General features: G+C 58.9%; 19 protein-coding genes. 5 read left to right on the plus strand and 14 right to left on the minus strand.

Annotation, left to right across the window (positions count from 1 at the left end; all coding sequences use genetic code 11):
• Window positions 1-59: 59 nt before the first annotated feature.
• The 6 genes from KW403_RS03200 to KW403_RS03225 all read right to left on the minus strand — a co-directional run bounded on the left by KW403_RS03200 (window position 60) and on the right by KW403_RS03225 (window position 6319).
• A complete protein-coding gene (locus KW403_RS03200; RefSeq protein WP_223021320.1) occupies window positions 60-1052 on the minus strand; it encodes an ABC transporter ATP-binding protein in 993 nt (330 codons plus the stop codon).
• A complete protein-coding gene (locus tag KW403_RS03205; protein ID WP_223021321.1) occupies window positions 1049-2062 on the minus strand; it encodes an ABC transporter ATP-binding protein in 1014 nt (337 codons plus the stop codon). The genes KW403_RS03200 and KW403_RS03205 overlap by 4 nt, the downstream gene beginning before the upstream one ends.
• Before the next feature lie 2 nt (window positions 2063-2064).
• Window positions 2065-2958: an ABC transporter permease gene (locus KW403_RS03210; protein ID WP_246637875.1), complete on the minus strand. Its 894-nt coding sequence runs from the start codon at window positions 2956-2958 to the stop codon at window positions 2065-2067.
• On the minus strand, window positions 2955-3899 hold the full coding sequence (locus KW403_RS03215) for an ABC transporter permease (protein WP_223021322.1): 945 nt from the start codon (window positions 3897-3899) through the stop codon (window positions 2955-2957). The genes KW403_RS03210 and KW403_RS03215 overlap by 4 nt, the downstream gene beginning before the upstream one ends.
• A gap of 61 nt (window positions 3900-3960) precedes the next feature.
• Entirely contained in the window at window positions 3961-5538 is a 1578-nt protein-coding gene (locus KW403_RS03220) for an ABC transporter substrate-binding protein (protein ID WP_223021323.1), read from the minus strand.
• A gap of 100 nt (window positions 5539-5638) precedes the next feature.
• A complete protein-coding gene (locus tag KW403_RS03225; protein ID WP_223021324.1) occupies window positions 5639-6319 on the minus strand; it encodes an RraA family protein in 681 nt (226 codons plus the stop codon).
• Between the two features lie 130 nt (window positions 6320-6449).
• Between KW403_RS03225 and KW403_RS03230 the strand changes: the two genes are divergently transcribed.
• Window positions 6450-7184 (plus strand): SDR family oxidoreductase, encoded by a 735-nt coding sequence (locus KW403_RS03230; RefSeq protein WP_223021325.1) that lies wholly within the window; start codon window positions 6450-6452, stop codon window positions 7182-7184.
• A gap of 17 nt (window positions 7185-7201) precedes the next feature.
• The gene (locus KW403_RS03235) at window positions 7202-8047 is read left to right on the plus strand and encodes a fumarylacetoacetate hydrolase family protein (RefSeq protein ID WP_223021326.1); all 846 of its coding nucleotides are present in this window, start codon (window positions 7202-7204) and stop codon (window positions 8045-8047) included.
• A 210-nt stretch (window positions 8048-8257) separates the two neighbouring features.
• Here KW403_RS03235 and KW403_RS03240 read toward each other — a convergent pair whose 3' ends face one another.
• The 3 genes from KW403_RS03240 to KW403_RS03250 are packed head-to-tail and all read right to left on the minus strand — an operon-like array spanning window position 8258 to window position 10043.
• The gene (locus tag KW403_RS03240) at window positions 8258-8665 is read right to left on the minus strand and encodes a DUF2177 family protein (protein WP_223021327.1); all 408 of its coding nucleotides are present in this window, start codon (window positions 8663-8665) and stop codon (window positions 8258-8260) included.
• Between the two features lie 32 nt (window positions 8666-8697).
• Window positions 8698-9375: a ChrR family anti-sigma-E factor gene (locus KW403_RS03245; protein WP_223021328.1), complete on the minus strand. Its 678-nt coding sequence runs from the start codon at window positions 9373-9375 to the stop codon at window positions 8698-8700.
• Window positions 9372-10043: a sigma-70 family RNA polymerase sigma factor gene (locus KW403_RS03250; protein ID WP_343224050.1), complete on the minus strand. Its 672-nt coding sequence runs from the start codon at window positions 10041-10043 to the stop codon at window positions 9372-9374. The genes KW403_RS03245 and KW403_RS03250 overlap by 4 nt, the downstream gene beginning before the upstream one ends.
• Window positions 10044-10165: 122 nt before the next feature.
• Between KW403_RS03250 and KW403_RS03255 the strand changes: the two genes are divergently transcribed.
• Genes KW403_RS03255 through KW403_RS03265 form a run of 3 tightly spaced genes read left to right on the plus strand, consistent with a single transcriptional unit; the run spans window position 10166 to window position 13513 of the window.
• Complete coding sequence (locus tag KW403_RS03255) at window positions 10166-11512, plus strand: NAD(P)/FAD-dependent oxidoreductase (RefSeq protein ID WP_378596818.1); 1347 nt, start codon at window positions 10166-10168, stop codon at window positions 11510-11512.
• Window positions 11509-12315 carry a DUF1365 domain-containing protein gene (locus KW403_RS03260; protein ID WP_223022425.1) on the plus strand — a complete coding sequence of 269 codons (807 nt, stop codon included), beginning with the start codon at window positions 11509-11511 and terminating at the stop codon, window positions 12313-12315. The genes KW403_RS03255 and KW403_RS03260 overlap by 4 nt, the downstream gene beginning before the upstream one ends.
• Entirely contained in the window at window positions 12302-13513 is a 1212-nt protein-coding gene (locus tag KW403_RS03265; RefSeq protein WP_223021330.1) for an SAM-dependent methyltransferase, read from the plus strand. The genes KW403_RS03260 and KW403_RS03265 overlap by 14 nt, the downstream gene beginning before the upstream one ends.
• Window positions 13514-13533: 20 nt before the next feature.
• On the opposite strand, the gene KW403_RS03270 is transcribed toward KW403_RS03265, so the two are convergent.
• The 5 genes from KW403_RS03270 to KW403_RS03290 all read right to left on the minus strand — a co-directional run bounded on the left by KW403_RS03270 (window position 13534) and on the right by KW403_RS03290 (window position 18465).
• The gene (locus KW403_RS03270) at window positions 13534-14310 is read right to left on the minus strand and encodes an SDR family NAD(P)-dependent oxidoreductase (RefSeq protein WP_246637877.1); all 777 of its coding nucleotides are present in this window, start codon (window positions 14308-14310) and stop codon (window positions 13534-13536) included.
• Window positions 14311-14651: 341 nt separating this feature from the next.
• The gene (locus KW403_RS03275) at window positions 14652-15128 is read right to left on the minus strand and encodes a hypothetical protein (RefSeq protein ID WP_223021331.1); all 477 of its coding nucleotides are present in this window, start codon (window positions 15126-15128) and stop codon (window positions 14652-14654) included.
• Between the two features lie 2 nt (window positions 15129-15130).
• Window positions 15131-15955, minus strand: coding sequence for a DUF3100 domain-containing protein (locus KW403_RS03280; RefSeq protein WP_223021332.1), 825 nt, complete (start codon window positions 15953-15955; stop codon window positions 15131-15133).
• Window positions 15956-16040: 85 nt separating this feature from the next.
• A complete protein-coding gene (locus tag KW403_RS03285; RefSeq protein WP_223021333.1) occupies window positions 16041-17585 on the minus strand; it encodes an aldehyde dehydrogenase family protein in 1545 nt (514 codons plus the stop codon).
• Window positions 17578-18465, minus strand: a complete 888-nt coding sequence (locus KW403_RS03290) for an NAD(P)-dependent oxidoreductase (RefSeq protein WP_223021334.1) — start codon at window positions 18463-18465, stop codon at window positions 17578-17580. Before KW403_RS03290 ends, KW403_RS03285 begins: the two co-directional genes overlap by 8 nt.
• Window positions 18466-18486: the final 21 nt, after the last annotated feature.

The raw sequence follows: 18486 nt of genomic DNA on the forward strand, positions 1-18486 counted from the left end.
CTCGCGAGATTGGCGCAATGGCCCTGATGATCTTCCGGTCATGGCAGCGGAACCTATTTTCAGGCTGCGACGGCCTGCAATTCCTCTGCAAAATGACACGCTACCTGATGGCGCTCACCCAACTCCCTGAGCGCCGGCGCCTCTCTTCGGCAAACGTCTTGTGCGAAAGGACAGCGTTGGCTGAAGCGGCATCCCGGAGGCGGGTTGAGAGCGCTAGACACCTCACCGCCAAGGCGCGCACGCTTGCCCCGGAGACGTGGATGAGCAACCGGAATCGCCTCCAGAAGCGCCTTTGTATAGGGATGACGTGGAGAGGCGTAGAGCGCATCCTTTCCCGCGATCTCCACCACCTCACCCAGATACATGACGGCAACCCGGTCCGAGATATGTCGCACGACCGAAAGATCATGCGCGATGAACAGGTAGGAAAGGTTGAATTCCTCCTGAAGATCCTGCAGCAGATTGATGACCTGCGCCTGCACCGAGACATCCAACGCCGAGACCGCCTCGTCGCAGACGATGAAGCGCGGGTCTGCCGCAAGAGCGCGCGCGATACCGATCCGCTGCCGCTGCCCGCCCGAAAATTCATGCGGGTAACGCGTGATATGCGCCGCATTGAGCCCCACCCGCTCAAGCAGCATACGGGCACGGTCGCGCATGTCATGTCGCGTCATGCCTCCCTGCACATAGAGCGGCTCGGTGATAATGTCTTCGACCGTCATACGGGGATTAAGGGAACTGAACGGATCCTGGAAGACGATCTGAATCGACTTGCGGATGGCCTTGAGTTCACCGGCATCAAGCTTCAAGAGGTCCCTCCCCTCGAAAAGGACCTCCCCCCGGTCCGGTTCGATAAGACGCAGAAGCAACCGCCCGGTCGTGGATTTTCCGCAACCGGATTCTCCAACGAGCCCCAGCGTTTCTCCCTCGCCGATATCGAAACTCACCCGATTGACCGCTTGCACTGTGCCAACGGTCGTGCCCCTGAAAGGGCTGCGGATGGTGAAATACTTGGAAAGATCCCGAACGGATAGAAGCGGTGCTTTGCTCATACCTCGGCTCCCTCTGGTTGTGCTGCCGAGGCGACGAGTTCATCCGCCCGGATACAGGCAGAAGCATGTTCCTTTCCTATAGCGATCATTGGCGGTCTACCGGCCACGCAGTCCGGTTGTGCGAGGTCACAGCGCGGCGCGAAACGACAGCCGGGTGGCAGCGCGCTGAGGCTTGGCAGCGTACCCGGTATGGTGGTCAACCGACGGGAATTTCCGGTCAGTTCCGGCGTACACTGCATGAGACCTTTCGTGTAGGGATGCCCCGGCCTGTCGAATATCTCCGTGACCGGACCCTGTTCCGCGATTCGGCCGGAATACATGACCACCACCTTGTCGGCGCATTCAGCAATGACCCCCATGCTGTGCGTGATCAGCACGATCGCCATCTTTGTCTCGGCCTGGATTTCCAGAAGAAGGTCGAGGAGCTGGGCCTGAATGGTCACGTCGAGCGCCGTGGTGGGCTCATCGGCAAGAAGCAGCTTGGGAGAGCAAGACAAGGCAATGGCGATCATGACGCGTTGCCGCATACCGCCCGAAAGCTGATGCGGATAATCATTCATCCGTTGCACAGGCGACGGAATGCCGACCTTGGTTAGAAGCTCCACCCCCCGGTCGAAGGCTGCACGGTAGCTTATGCGTTCGTGAATACGGATCGGCTCGATGAGCTGATCGCCGATCTTTAGAACCGGATTGAGTGAGCTCATCGGTTCCTGAAAGATCATACCGATGGAGCCCCCGCGCAACCGCCGCAACTCCCGCTCGGAAGCGTGCGCAAGGTCGCGACCATCGAACATGATTCGCTCTGCAGTAACGTGCGATGTACTCTTCGGCAAAAGCCCCATTACGGCGAGCGCAGTGACGCTCTTGCCGGAGCCGCTCTCGCCGATAAGGCCAACGATCTCGCCTTCGTTCACGTCGAAGCTGACATCATCCACCGCGACCACCTCACCATCGTCGCTCGTGAACGTGGTGCGCAGTCCCTCAACGCGCAGAATTGGATTTTTTTGCATCGTCAGTGCTCCATCTTCACGCGAGGGTCGAGTACGTCGCGCAAGCCGTCCCCCAGAAGGTTCAGGCCAAGCACCGTGATTGCGATCGCCATACCCGGGATAATGGTCATCCAGGGCGCTTCGCGGATATAACTGCGGCCTTCGGAGATCATGATGCCCCAACTGGGATCGGTGGGAGCCGCCCCGAGCCCGAGAAAACTGAGCACTGCTTCCGAGAGAATCGCATAGGCGAAGACGAAACTGAGCTGCACCACCAGAGGTGCCATGCAATTGGGCAGGATATGACGCCGTAAGATATGGAAGTCACCCGCACCCGCCGCTCGCGCCGCATTGACGAATTCGAGCTCGTTCACCTGCAGAACCGAGGCGCGCAGGATACGCGCCGTGCGTGGAATATAGACGACCGCCAGCGAGATCACCGCCGTCATGGCCGACGCTCCCATCGCCGCGGCAATTCCGATGGCAAGCAGCACCGACGGAAAGGCCATGAGCGCATCCGAAAGACGCATGAGAATACCGTCTAGACGCCGGAAGTAACCCGCAAGCGCCCCAAGAAGCACACCGAACACGGCATTGAGGAGAACCACGCCCAGACCGATGGCAAGGCTCAGACGCGCGCCCCACGCCACCCGACTGAAAAGGTCACGGCCCAGATTGTCCGTGCCGAGAAGGAATTCGAGCGACGGCGGCTGGAAACGTGAACGGATGGCCATCTTGTTCGGATCGACCGCTGAGATTATCGGAGCGAAAATGGCTATGGCCGTCACGAAAAGACATAACCACAACCCGATCATGAAGGATCGATGCCGGATGAGGCGGCGCACACGCCGCCCCCCAAGGAACCGGCGCAGGGAAGTCAGCGCGCTCGGATTGTTGGAGATTTCGAGATGGCTCATTGGACGCGCACCCTTGGATCGAGCCAGGCATAGAGCACATCGACAACGATGTTCAGGATCAGAAGGACCGCCGCCACGAAAATGAGACCTCCCTGGATCATGGGATAATCGCGTCCAAGGATCGCATTACCGAGAAGCGCTCCGATCCCCGGCACCGCGAAAATCGTTTCAACAATTACCGAACCGGAAAGAAGCACCGAGAGGATCATTCCGAGCACGGTAACGACAGGGATCAGCACATTGCTCATCGCGTGCTTGATGATCACCCGTGGCTCGCTCGCACCCTTGGCGCGGGCCGTGCGAATATAATCCTGGCCCAGCACTTCCAACATGGTAGAGCGGGTCAGACGGGCGAGCAGTCCGATCTGCATCATCGCCAGCGAAAGCGCCGGCATGGTTGCGGCGAGAAACCAGCCGGCCGGGTCTTCAAAGAATGGCACATAGCCGCCCGTTGGCAGCCAACCGAGATGCACCGAAAACAGGACAATCATCACAAGTCCCAGCCAGAAATTGGGGACGGAAACCCCGATCAGTGCAAAGGTCATCGCTGCCTGATCGATCCAGCGATTGTGCTTCATCGCTGCAATGACCCCGATGGAAAGCCCGAGGATGACTGTCAGCGCGAGCGAATAGAGCGCGAGCGATATGCTGATGGGAGAACGCTCCAGTACCACTTTCAGGACCGGCTCTCCCAGAATAATGGAGTAGCCGAGATCGCCCTGGAACAGGTTTCCGTAAAAGATCATGATCTGCGACAGAAGGGATTTGTCGAGCCCCAGCGTCTGCCGCAGTTTGATGAGTTCGTCAGGCGTGGCGTTGGGGCCCGCCAGAACGGCGGCGGGATCCCCGGGTACCAGCTGCATGATCCCGAAGGAGATCAGGCTGACGAGCAGAAGAATCGGCACGGCCTGGGCTATGCGCCTCAGCGTGTAAGCAAGCATGTGACCTCCAAACGTTTCCGTGCCGGTTCATACATGACGGAACATGGGTCGGAATGGCTGGCTATTCGGCCAACCAGACATTAGAGACCCGCGTGTTGAAGAATGGCACATAGCCCTTCACATTGGCACGCGTCGCCTGGTTCTTCGGCGTCACGCCGAAGGGAATTGCCATCACTTGCTCGAACACTCGCTCCTGAGCCTTGGCGAAAGCGGCTTTGCGCTCTTCCAAATCAGGACTCGTGCTCAAAATCTGAAATTGCTTCATGAACTCGGCGTCGGACTTGTTGTCCTTCGGCTTGTGCACATTGGACGGATCGGCAAGGTTGCGCAGCGACTGGGCGCCGCCCTGAGCGGTGACCGTGATCCAGCCCGTGAAGAAGAAGTTCCAGCCTTCCGTCTCGTTCACGCTCATGCCAAGCGCAGTAGGCCAGTCCAGAACCACCAGTTCGGCATTGATGCCCGCCGCTTTCAACTGCTCCGACATGACAACCGCAGCTGTGTAGAGGCGAGGAATATCCCGTGTCGTCAAAAGTTTGACTGCCTCACCATTGTAGCCAGCCTCCTTGAGCAGGGCTTTGGCCTTCTCCGGGTCGTTCTGATTGTAATACTGGCTGCCGGCCTCTGTGTAATAGGTCTGGCCGGGAAACTGGAATGACGGGTTGAGGCTGTAGGAACCATCGCTCATCGCATCCATGATTTCATCGAGATTCATGGCCGCCTGAATCGCCTGGCGGATCTTCAGATTGTCCGTCGGCGGCTCGGAGAGGTTCGGATAGTTCAGCCAGAGGGCAGCATGTTTGAGCTGCGTCTGGACGATGTCCTCATTGCCGACAAGGCGCTCCTTGGAGAGCGTCGGCACATCCTCGACAATATGCACTTCGCCCGTTTCGAGAGCGGCAAGCCGGGCGCCAGGTTCGGCGAGCGTGCGGAAGGTGACGGTGTCGACACAGGCCTGCTTGCGGCCGGCAAAACCCGACATGGCGTCAAGCGTTTCGTTGGCCTTGTAATCCTCGTAACGCTTCAGCTTTACATGGCTGTCGGCCACGAACTCCTCAAGCTGGAAAGGTCCAGTGCCAATGGGCTCCAGCCGGGTCGCCTCGGCATTCGCCTGTTCCGAGGGAACGATGACGATCGGCACTGTCGATGCCGAAATGCTCTCCAGGAAGCTTGCCTGCGGCTCCTTTAGAAAGATGGTAAAGGTCGCATCATCCGGCGTTTCCCAGCGATCGACACTGCCAAGCGCGGAACGATCGACGCCAATGCGGTTGTATCGATCGAAGGAGGCAGCCACATCTGCCGAGGTCAGCGGCTTGCCATTGTGAAACTTCACACCAGGGCGAAGCTTGAAGGTGTAGGTCAGCTTGTCCTCGCTGACGTCGAGGGATTCTGCAAGATCAAGGATTGGCGCCATATTCTCATCGCGCGTCATCAGCGTTTCGAAAATATTCATGGCGACATTGCGCGTCGCATTGGCTGCGTTCACATGCTGATCGAGCGTGCCGAGTTTGGCCTCCATACCCAAAACCAGGTCGCCCCCCACATGGCCGCAAAGTTCAGCATGAGCCGGGCCCGCAGCGACCGCCATTGCGCCCGCGACCAGCAGGCCACGCAACCGGTTTTTTGAGTTTCTGTGCGTCATTTCACTCTACCCCTCTGTTTTTCTTGGCATCATTCCCCCAGGCGCGGTTTCGCGCCGTCCCCAGGGGTTTCGCTTTATGGCAAGTGCGAGTCAGGACGACTTACAAGATGCCATATTTCGCGAATACGGTTGCGAGGCGCTCCCCCGCTTCGAGATCTGCCAGCGTGTTCCGCTCGCCGCGCAGGCGCTCTTGCGCCACCTCAAGAACCTGGACCTCTATTTCTTGTGGAACGACGATAACGCCATCGGCATCGCCGAAGACCAGATCGCCTGTGTTGACTTTCACGCCGGAGCACTCGATGCCGACGTCAAGCGCCACGACCTTGCCGCGCCCCTTGCAATCCAGCGGCGCAATGCCGCCGTGGAAAACGGGAAAGCCCGCGGCGAGAATTTCACGCGTGTCGCGCACCAGGCCATCCATGACCGCCCCTGCTGATCCGCGGAACTTTGCCGCGGTGCTCAAAAGCCCGCCCCATGGCGCCATGCGCCCCGAGGTGCCGCATGCGAAAACCGGGATTTCATCCGCCTTCAGATCGTCCACGAGCTCAATCTCAAGCTCATAGGGGTTTTCACCCGGCGCAGGGCGTTCATAGACATCCATGCAAAGCGCCGTACGCGCCCTTCCGACCATCACCAGCGAACTGTCGAGAGGCCGGATCGTGTGGTGCATGGCTTGGTTCATATACCCCAGATCATCCAGAACATCGGAGAGAAGAGCAGTGAAGAAGCGCTCCCTGAGTTCGATCAGGGTGGGTTGCGATTCGGTTTCCAGGGTGGCCATCGGTACGGTCGCCTTCGTGGTGATTGCTTGCTTGAATTGCAAAAGGTTTATCGTTAAATCATATGTGAAGGTACGGCTGAGTCAATAGTCAATTTCGGCGACGGCCCTTCGAGACAAAAGAGGATGGAAGATGAGTCCACTCACTGGAATGACAGCCTTGGTCACCGCGGCTGGACAAGGGATCGGCATGGCAAGCGCCCGCGCCCTGGCCCAAGCAGGTGCGATGGTTCACGCCACGGATATCAATGACGCTAGCATTTCAGCATTGGCGCAACAGACGAGCTCCGTCGTACCGCACTTGCTCGATGTCCGCGACATGAACGCCATCTCCGGACTGGTCTCCGAGATCGGCAGGATCGACATTCTCTTCAATTGCGCCGGCATCGTTCACAACGGAACCGTGATCGAAGCGAGCGACGAAGATATCGACCTCGCCATGGATCTCAACGTCAAGGCGATGATCCGCACCATCAAGGCTGTGCTGCCCGGCATGCTGGAACAGGGAAGCGGCAGCATCATCAACATGGCCTCGGTTGTCTCGAGCGTGAAAGGCGCGCCCAAACGATGCGTCTACGGCCTCACCAAAGCCGCGGTGATCGGACTTACCAAATCCGTCGCCGCCGACTATGTGGGCGATGGAATTCGCTGCAATGCAGTTTGCCCCGGCACGGTGGACAGCCCTTCGCTGCGCCAGCGGCTTGAAGCGACAGGCGACTACGAAGCTGCCCGCAAGGCATTCGTGGGTCGCCAGCAGATGGGGCGCCTGGGGACCGCCGAGGAAATTGCCGACCTCGTTGTACACCTGGCAGGCGCCACCTACACCACCGGCCAGACCTATGTCATCGACGGCGGCTGGACGATCTGACACCATAGGAAAACATGATGAAACTTGTTCGCTTTGGCGCGGCCGGCGCCGAAAAGCCGGGCCTCATCGATGGCAATGGCGATCTGCGCGATCTCTCCCGCCATATCGGGGACATTGCCGGGGAAGTTCTCTCACCCGAAGGGCTTGCCACTCTTGCAGCACTCGACGTGTTTGCCCTGCCCATCATCAATAGTGACCAGCGGTTTGGTCCCTGTGTCGCAGGCACGGGAAAGTTCATCTGCATAGGCCTGAACTACAGCGATCACGCGCGTGAGGCCGGCTTGCACGTTCCCTCAGAACCGATCGTCTTCATGAAAGCCACCAGCGCGATCTGCGGTCCCGATGACGATCTCGTCATCCCGCGCGGCGCAACCAAAACCGACTGGGAAGTGGAACTGGGTGTTGTCATAGGCAAAACCGCAAAGCATGTGAGCAAGGAAGATGCACTCGAACATGTGGCCGGATATTGCGTCCTCAACGATGTTTCCGAGCGCGCTTTCCAGAACGAGCGTCAGGGACAATGGACCAAGGGGAAATCCTGTGACACCTTCGGGCCTACCGGCCCCTGGCTCGTAACCCGAGACGAAATCGCCGATCCTCAAAACCTTTCCATGTGGCTCACGGTGAACGGTGAAATGATGCAATCTGGTTCCACCCAGACGATGGTATTTGGGGTGGCGGAACTCGTCAGCTACCTCTCCGATTTCATGTCCCTGCAACCGGGCGATATCATCTCGACCGGCACACCGCCCGGCGTCGGCATGGGTCTCTCCCCCCAGCGTTATCTCAAGGCAGGCGATGTAGTGGAGCTTGGCATCGAGGGCCTTGGGAAGCAAAAACAGCGTTGCATATCGTACGGCTGAAGCGCCCGAGTGCGGGAACAACTTCGCTGTTGAAGCTGGCGCTGAAATCCAAGCGATGACTGCCCCAGGAAAACGGGTAGTTGCAGCGTATTTCTAGCTGCGAGAATGGTGGCGACGGCCTTCCGTTGCTACCATTCACAACCGCTTTTATACATTTAAACGCGGTCTCGGATAAACGCTGCCTCGGACGCTTAGGCAGCCCCGGGCAGGCTAGAGCCTTTCGGCAAGCCGTAAGGTCACCATATAACCAGCCCAGGACGAAGCGCCCGTCAGTACAGTGCCCCATGCCATATCGACGATCGTCACCGCTACGGACCAGTTTTTCACCGTTGCCAGATTGGTCATGTCATAGGTGCCATAAGCAATCAAACCAAGAAGTGCGCCGGCGATGAGGGCACTGGTTGCCGTGCCGCTGGTAAGGGCGGGAGCAACGGCGAAATAGACGATACCCGCCACGTACACGCAGTAGAAAAGCCCGGCAGCGGCAAGGTTTGGCTGATCCAGAAGCAGATGCCCCATGCGATCACGGTAGAACCCTGTGGCCACACGCGACAGCCAGACATAATCCAGCCCGAAGAAGACAATCGCCGTGGCGAGATAAGCGATGATGTAGGTCATTGAGCACTCCGATGCTTGAAGGTTGCTCAGAATCAGATTCCGAGGATGGGCTGAACGGCGCGCACCAGCCAGCTGCGGAATTTCAAAGGGGCGTCGGTAACAGCAAGACAGATGCAGTCCTCGCCTTCCGTCGCTACCGGCTGATGCTGGAGCGTCTCGTCGGCTTCCTCCAGATCCCCACGCGCGAATAACGCGTCGCCGTCGTGAAAACTGCCGGAAAGAACAAGCGTTAATTCCCGGCCTCGATGTCCGTGCTCAGGCACCGGTTTGCCGGCTGGAATGCGCAGCAAGCGGACCATGGTGGACGGGTCACCCACAGCAATAGGCAGGTGATAGGCACCGCGACCAAGCGGCCGCCATTTCAACGAATCCACGTCGCCACCCACATATGAGCGCAGAGGGTCCGGCAGGACGACAGAAAGAACGCTCCCCGGGATAGGACGGCTTGGCGGTGGTGTCACGCCTTGCGCCCCTGGGCTCTCCAACCGCTTTCTGAGGGTCATCCAGCTTCGATCTTCATCGAGCAGAGAGGGTTCAGACGCAAGGTCGTGGACCAAGGCTCCACCTGCCATTTCCATCACGGCGAGGCGGCGCCTGCTCTGCGGAGACAGAGCAAGATGGGTGGCAATCGCGATTCGCCAGCCTTCCGAGAGCACACCGGTGGCATAGTCCAGAAGAAGCTCGTCACTGACTTGATGCTGAATGCTCATGGCCGGTCTCCCAGCGCCGCGCGCAGTTTTGAAAAGGCGAGCCGGATGCGCGATTTCACCGTACCCAGCGGCAGCCCTAGACGTTCCGCGATCTCGCTGTGCGAAACCTCTTCGAAGAAGGCCAGTTTGAGAAGATCATGCTGCTCGGGAGGAAGTCCGGTAAGGGCAGTATGCAACCGTTGTTCCTCGTCATGTGCTTCAACGGCATCATCGGCAGAGCGACCCGTATCCGGCACGAACGCCGGATCGTTGGGATCGAAGTCCGGCTGCCGGCTGCGACGGTAACTGTCTATGCGCAAGTTGCGGGCGATGGTGAAAATCCAGGCACCGGGCGAGCCTTTCACCGGGTCGAATTGCGCAGCCTTGCGCCAGATCATGACCATCGTTTCCTGCATCAGTTCTTCCGAGATTTGCGGGTCCCGGACACGCTGCATCATGAAGGCGCGCACCCTTGGAGCATAGGCGCGGAAAATCTGCTCGAAAGCCTCCATGTCGCCGCTCATACCAACGCGGACGATCATCCGTCCAACATCGTCTTTGGGCTCTGGTCTGGAGATGTCCTTCATCAAACCCCGCAAGACTGGTGTGTGATACCGAATGTCGTGCACGGCGCGAAACGCTGCAAGCGCCGGTTCGGCAGGCAATGTGGGGCAAAGATCGAGATTCATGCCCTGAGCTACGACAGTTAGAGCATTCCGGATCACAACAAGCAAAATTTTTTGATGCCGGGAGATCCAAACGAACTCCATGTCCGTAACCCTTAATAACATCCATGGAGGGTTTCCCGTTGCTGACACGAAAACACAAACCGACCGACAGTCGCGTGGCGGTCATCGGCAGCGGCATTTCCGGGCTTTCGGCTGCCTGGCTGCTTTCCCGCTCTCGCCAAGTGACGCTTTATGAGGCGGATCAGCGCCCAGGCGGCCACGCGAATACGGTGGACGTGATCACCCCGAACGGCCTCACCGCAGTGGATACGGGTTTCATTGTCTACAATGACCGTAATTATCCCGAACTCGTCTCACTTTTCGAGCATCTGGGCGTGCTTACCCAGCCGTCCGACATGTCCTTTGCGGCATCGCTGGATGGCGGCCGGTTCGAATATTCCGGCTCCGGGCTCCGGGGTCTGCTTGGTCAGAAAGCAAATGTCCTGCGTCCGTTCTTCTGGCGCATGATCGCCGACATCGTTCATTTCTACCGCACGGCCCCCTCCATTCTGATCGAACGCGGCGATGCGGGTGAAACCCTCGGTTCATTTCTCGCAAGGGCGGGCTACAGCGATAGCTTCATCAACAACCATCTTTTGCCCATGGGCGCCGCGATCTGGTCGACCACGGCCGCACAAATGCGGGAATATCCACTCCACGCCTTTATCGGATTTTTCGAGCGACACGGCCTTTTGACCTTCACGAACCGACCGCGCTGGCGCACCGTCACTGGCGGCAGTCGCACATATGTCGAGCGGCTCCTGAAAGACTTCGATGGAGAGGTGCGTCTTGCCTCACCGGTAACGAAGATCCGACGCCGGGACCACGGCGTTGAGGTGACTGACGCCTCTGGACATACCGATCTGTTCGACGACGTCGTGGTTGCCACGCACGCGGATCAAGCGCTTCGCATGCTCGACGACCCAAGTCAGGATGAATATGAGCTTCTGAGCGAGTTTGCGTATACGGCGAATGAAGCAGTGTTGCATCGGCATACCGGACTGATGCCCAAGCGCCGTAATGTCTGGGCGAGTTGGAATTATATCGAAGCAGAACGCCAGACGGGAGAAAGGCAGCTCTGTGTCACCTATTGGATGAACCGCCTGCAAAATCTCGACCCGGCTCATCCCCTCTTGGTGACGCTCAACCCGATTTACGCTGTCCCCGAACAAGATCAGATTGCCGCGTTTTCGTACACGCATCCCCTCTTCGATACGAAAGCGCTCGTGGCACAAAAACAGCTTTGGCGCCTTCAGGGTGCACGCAGAACCTGGTTCTGCGGTGCCTATTTCGGCAGCGGTTTTCATGAAGACGGCATCCGTTCCGGCCTTGCTGCTGCAGAACAATTGGCCGGGGTCTCGCCACCTTGGAGACCCTCCCGGCAAGACCAGACAGCTCCGATCAAACGAGTTGCCGTGGCAGCAGAATGAATTGGGTTTCCACCATATATTCCGGACAGGTCGTCCACCGGCGTCACAAGCCCAAGTCGCACAGATTGAGCTACCGGGTGTTCGCTCTATACCTCGATCTCGATGAACTGCCTTTTCTGTCGGAGCGCTTGCGGCTCTTCAGCCATAACCGCGCCGGAGTGTTCTCCTTCCACGACAGGGATCATGGCAATGGTGCTCCGGGTGGATTGCGGCGCTGGGTCGATACGCAGATTGAAATGGCTGGTTTCCATGCAGATAAAATGCGGGTGGGCCTGCTGTGCTATCCAAGGATATTTGGATACGTCTTCAACCCCCTTTCCGTGTATTTTTGTAAGGATGAAGCGGGCCACGTCCGCCTGATACTCTACGAGGTGTGCAACACCTTCGGCGAACGACACACATATGTTATTCCCGTGGAGCGCATCGGTGCGAAGGGCATTCACCACGCCTGCGACAAGGCGCTCTATGTGTCGCCCTTCCTGTCAATGAACTGCCGGTACAACTTCCGGATCCTGCCGCCAACCGAGGATGTGTTGGTCGCTATCAACGAGACGGAAGAGAACGCACCGGTGTTGCACGCCTCCTTTGCAGGGCAACGTCGGGACTTGACCGACAGGGCGTTGCTCGGACTCCTTTTCAGCCATCCACTGATGACCCTGAAAATCACCGGTGCAATTCATTTCGAGGCGATACGCCTGTGGCTGAAGAAAATCCCCTTCCACAGGCACACGCCCTCCCCGCAGCGGGTCTCCCAATCTATGATCAAACCGGGTCAAAAGGCAGAATCTCATGAGCCATATTGAAAATGCCTCCAGGCTACGTGCCCAATCGTCAAGCCCCCTTTGGCAGCGCATCGTCTGTCGTTGGGCGGACGCCATCGATTGCGGTCAGATCACTCTGCATTTCCCCGATGGCGGGCGCCACACAGCAGCCGGGACACGGCCAGGTCCTACCGCCGTGCTCCGCTTCAAGAATGGTCGAGCATTCATGCAGATCCTGACAGGAGGCAGCAACGGTTTCGCACGCGCCTTTCTGGAGGGCCATGTCGAAACGCCAGATCTGGATTCCATCCTTGAATTGGCGCTGGCCAACGAAACACGCTGGCGCGCCGTGTTGGAGAGTTCCTCCCTGATGTCCAAGCTGGATGTGCTGAGGCATCGCCTTCGTCGGAACTCACGTGCGGGGAGCAGGCGCAACATCGCGTTCCACTATGATCTCGGCAACGCTTTCTACAGCCAGTGGCTCGACAGGAGCATGACCTATTCGTCAGCGATCTTCAGCGCGCAAACGCAGAACCTGGAGGAAGCCCAAGCTGCCAAATATGATCGCATCATCGATCGCCTGAAAATCGGGCCTGACGATCACGTCCTCGAGATTGGTTGCGGCTGGGGAGGTTTTGCCGAACATGCAATCCGCAGGACGGGTTGCCGCGTGACCGGCCTGACGCTATCGCGCGAGCAGGCCGCGTTCACCCGGGAAAGGCTGGCAAAAGCTGGCTTTTCCGACAGGTCCGAAATCCGTCTGCAGGACTATCGTGATTGTCGCGGCACCTTTTCCAAGATCGTCTCTATCGAAATGTTTGAGGCCGTCGGCGAGGAGAACTGGCCTCTCTATTTCGACCGCGTCCGCGCGCTCCTGGCACCGGGTGCGCGTGCCCTCATCCAGGTCATCACCGTGGATGAAAGTCGCTTTGAAAGCTATCGAAGGAATGCGGATTTCATCCAGACCTATATTTTCCCCGGTGGCATGCTTCCGTCCCAGCGCGCCTTCGAAGATGCCGCTTTCAATGCCGGTCTGACGCTCGCGGACCGATATAGTTTCGGGCAGGATTACGCCCGCACATTGAGGGAATGGGAAGCGCGCTTCACACGAGGGTGGGAAGCCATTTCCTCACTCGGCTTTGACGAGCGTTTTCGCCGCATGTGGCTCTACTATCTTGCCTACTGCCGAACCGGATTTCGCAACAAACGTATCGACGTGGTGCAATACGAACTCGCTTAGCACCGCATTCCGCCAGCAGGTCAGTTGCCGTCCCGAACAAGCTTGCGGGTAATCGCAAAACGAACCGCCGACGGCAATGCATGCAACAGTTTGATTGCAATCTTCATCTTCCAGGGGAAAATAATCTCGTATCGCCCGGAATCGAGCCCTTCTTCTATAGCCGCTGCGGCCTCCTCCGCTGAGATCAGGAATGGCATCGGGAAATCGTTGCGCGCCGTCAGAGGCGTATCCACGAATCCGGGATTGATGATGTTCAGCGAGACGTTTCTGCGCTCGGCCTCCGGCTTCATTGCCTCGCACAGATTGTTGAGCGCAGCCTTGGTCGCACCATAGGATGCGCCACCGGGCAAACCGTTATAACCAGCCACAGAAGCCATGACGGCGATCTTGCCCCGCCCGCGCTGCATCATCGTTTCCAGCAGCGGTTCAAGTGCATTCAAGGTGCCTTGCAGATTGACGGAAATCATCGACTGCGCGGTTTCGGCACTGAAGTCGAAAGCCCCGTCGCGCTTGTAGGTACCCGCTGCGAGGACAGCCATGTCGAGCGCCCCCAGATCACGCTCAATCTGCCGATGAACCCGTTTGGTCCCCGCCATATCGGTGACATCGAGCGGATAAGGGAAGATGCGCCCCGCCTGCTCGTTCGCCAATGCTTCCAGCGCTTCTACGCTTCTGGCACTGGCCGCCACGTGCCACCCGCTGCGCGCCAGGCGCAACGCCAGCGCGCGCCCGATGCCGGAACTGGCACCTGTGATCCACACTGTCCCTTTGGCGTCTTTGCCTGTCATCACGCTCATACTCCTCTGTTTCCAGAGACTACGCTTCGAAACAGGGGTCGGATCACCCACGGAAGTGTCTCGTGAAGGAACCGGGAAAGCGCTTCACCTTATCAGGCGTCCACATAGAAGGGATGACGTGCCGTTGCACCACCTTGCTCAAAAAGTCCGAGATCACAGGGACAAAGCGAAAAAGAGTGGTTGGCCATGTGTCGGCCGGGAATGAACTGGCTTTGATGCGGCAGCGTGACCGAAATCAAGGCTATATCAAGCCGTTTGTTGCGGAGAATTGCCCCCCGGGGCCGTATCCACTCATGGGAATTGAGGCTACCACGCATTCCGGCGGCAGCCTCAAGACAATGTCAGAGAAAGAGATCCGCGATGATTGCCGATCCGACATAGGTGCCCGTCATCACGAATACGGCCACGATAAAGAGCTTCCAGCCCGAGGACTTGGCGATTGAGATTTCGCGACTGGTGATCGCGATACCGGCATAAGCCAGACACGGCGTGGCAAGCGTGAGAAAGTTCACGTGGCTCACCTTGTCCAGAACCCAGGCACTGCCGGGTGTCCAGGGCAAAGTTGCGAGGATGCCCACGAGTGAGATCCAGGCGACCGAAGGCAGGTTGATTGGAACCACATGTGTCAGGATCAGTCCAATCATTGCGATGACGTAAAGGACGGCAAGGCCGACCAGTCCCTGGATGACCGTGGCATCTGTCGCAACCGTGTTCCCCACAAGCGCAATGAGGGATACGGCGGCCAGCAGCACGGCATGCTGGCCAAGATCGGGCTTCGTGTTTGCTTCGTAGTCGACGGGAAGTTCAGCAGTGCTCATGATCATTCTCCGACGTTGCTGGCTGCGGGCTCTTTACGGCCCAGAAGGTCATAGAGTTTCTCGGTCACCGGCAAGGCCACAAAGATGCACAGGTAAAGGCCGGTTGCATATGTCAGAACATTGCTGGCCCCGGCGAGAGCAAGAATTTGCTCTTCCATCGCCGGTACGGCGTGAGACAACGCGCCGGAGCAAGCCGCCATCATCGAACCCGATCCGATGCCGCACGCCATCGCTAGCGCCTCGATGCTGAACCAGCCAGAGGTCGCAAGAAGCGATGCGAGAATGGCAAAAATGAAGGTCCCGAAAAGCGTACCGATGACATAGACGCCCATAACGCCGGCACCCTCGGCGGATTTCAGCCCGTATTTGTCGGCGATGATCGCGATGTTCGGTTCACGGGCGACGGAGAATGTGGCGCCCACTGCCTCACGCCCCATACCGAGCACCAGAACGGCAACCGGGAAAGCAAGCAGGATCGTGCCCAGATTACCGAGCTCCTGCAAGATCAACGCAGGCCCCGCGGCAATGATCTTTTCCATTGACGGACCGATGATCGTCCCGAATTTGGCGATGAACGGCATGATTGCGATCACGATCAGCGGTGACGCAGCACGGACCTCACGTTGCCCCATCCAGCCTTCCACCTTGCGAATGACGTTGGGATTGAGAATGAGCCCCATCACGAAGGCATACAGCAGTGGCAGAAGCAGGATCGAGCCGATGCCGATCGGCACGGCTATTACGCCGATGGCCTCTGCGATGATGGTAATGACCACCACGCTCAGATGAAGGCGCCAGTCCAACAATCTGTCTTTCGTCTTTTCCATTGAGATCCCCTCTCGTAAGCCCGCCCCATTCTTAACGCGGGCCGGGATGGAACAAAGGGCGGCCCCGAGGGACCGCCCATGCGGTTCAGCCCGGCGCGTAACCGAAGCCGATGGTTGGATCGGATGCGGTCTCGACCCAGACTGATTTGGTGGTCGTGTAGGCAGCAAGCGCCTCCCGACCGGAAGAGCGCCCATAACCCGACTGGCCAAAACCGCCGAAAGGCGACATCACATGGATTGTCTTGTAGCTATTGATCCAGAAGGTGCCTGCACGAACTTTTGCTGCAATGCGGTGCGCGCGGCCCACATCCTTGGTCCATACCGCTCCCGCCAGGCCATAGGGCGTGTCGTTGGCAAGCGCCACCGCTTCTTCCTCATCCTCAAAGGAAAGAACGGATAGCACGGGGCCAAACACCTCCTCACGCGCGATCTCCATCTCGCGCGATACCTGATCGAGAATTGTCGGAGCATAGAAAAAACCGTCGGTATCGCTCAGAGCCTTCGGCTTGAAGCCACCGGTTTCCAGATGCGCGCCTTCCGAAACGGCGGCGCGTACCATAGTGTCCACCTTGTTCCACTGGCGGGCATTGTTGATCGGGCCGATCTGCGTGGACGGGTCGAGCGGCATGCCGACTGGAATTCGGGCACTGGCGTGCGCCAGTTTTTCAACCATCTCGGCGTGCACGCTGCGATGAACCAGAAGCCGGGAACCCGCCACGCAGCTTTGACCGCACGCGGCGAAGATCGCCGCCTGCGCACCGGCCACGGCACGGTCGATATCCGCATCGGAAAACACGATGTTTGCGGATTTCCCCCCCAATTCCAGGATCGAGGGGATGAGACGCCGCGCCGCGGCAGACGCGATCGCCGCACCGCCCGCGGCCGAGCCGACGAACACCACCAGACCCGTCGCGGGGTGTTCGATCATCTTCTGTCCGGCCGTCGGCCCCTGCCCTGCAATCACGTTGACGAGCCCCTTCGGCGCACCTGCCTTGACGCACAGAGCCGCGATGACGAGCGAGCTCAACGGGGTCAGCTCGGAAGGTTTGAGCATCACCGCATTGCCCGCACAGATCGCAGGCGCCACCTGCCAGCAGCAGGTGAAAAGCGGCGCATTCCAGGGGGTAATCTGGGAAACCACGCCGATTGGCTCGTGGCGGGTGTAGTTGAGGTGGCTTGATGGTACCGGGATCACGTCGCCACTGATCTTGTCACACCAGCCCGCATAATATTCGAACATCTCGGCCATGCGAGCCGGCTCGCCGGCGGCATCGCGGATCGGACGGCCCGCCGAGATCGCCTCAAGCCGGGAAAGCGGCTCCGCATGCGCGCGAATCTGGCGCGCGATCTCGAACATGATACGCCCGCGTTCCGCGGCTGACTTGCCCCACCATTCGCGCTGCGCAGCGACTGCCGCTTCGGCAGCTTTTTCCACCACGGGTGCTCCGGCGTCCGAGAACTCGGCAAAGGCCTTTCCAGTGGCCGGATCGGTCAGAACAAGGGTCTCGCCATCACCCGGCATCAACCCTCCGGCAACGTGATTTTGTATCTCGGCGCTGCCAAGAAACTCAGTGAGCAGCCGCGCGATTTCTGTGCGCGTTTCGGTTGCGGGGATCATGTCGTCAGCCATTCGTCTTCTCTTCCGTACCGGCCGCAACACGGCCAAGCAGCATAAAATCCTGATCGTCGGCAATGCCCGAGCTTTCCTCGGACCACAGTTTCGCGACCAATTCCGAGACTGGCATGGAACAGTCGCTGTCTCGCGCCAGTTCGAGAGCCAGTCTCACATCCTTGCGCATCAGACCCGCAGAAAATCCGCTGTCGAAACTGCCGGTCAAAACCCAATTGGGAAAATGGATCTCGCTCAGCGCGCTCCGTCCCGTGGCGCTGTTAATGACGGAAAGCGCGTCCTCGGCCGGAAGCCCAGATGCCTCTGCAAGGCGCAGCCCCTCCGCCGTGGTGAGCATATGGCAGGCCACCAGCATATTGTTGACGAGCTTCGCGATATTGCCGGCCCCGCTTGGCCCGACATGGATCACCTTGGAGGCTAGCGCATCAAGAACCGGATTGGCCTGCGCGACCCATTGCGCATCACCACCCAGCATCACCGAAAGGGAACCGCTTGCCGCGCCCTGCGGACCGCCACTGACAGGCGCATCAAGAAAACCGTGGCCGATCTCGGAGAGTTTTGCCGCAAGTCTACGGCTCACCGCCGCTTCAGACGTCGACGTGTCGATGATGATTTTTGGAGACTTGAAGGCACCTGCGGCCAGCCCGACCTCAATCGTCGCTTCGACATGGCTGGCAAGAGGCAATGAGAGGACAATCGCGTCGCTTGCTTCGATCACCCCGGCTGGGGTCTCTTGAGCAGCGATGCCGGCTTCTTTGGCTCTTGCCATGGCCTGAGGCGCAAGATCAAAAGCTGCCACCGAAAAGCCATTGGCCAGAAGAGAGCGGGCCATGCCCATTCCCATCGCTCCAAGACCAATCACGCCGACCGACTGCGTCATGCCACCTCCCATCCACTTGGT

This window comes from Nitratireductor kimnyeongensis, from assembly GCF_019891395.1.
In the GTDB taxonomy this organism is placed as follows: domain Bacteria; phylum Pseudomonadota; class Alphaproteobacteria; order Rhizobiales; family Rhizobiaceae; genus Nitratireductor; species Nitratireductor kimnyeongensis.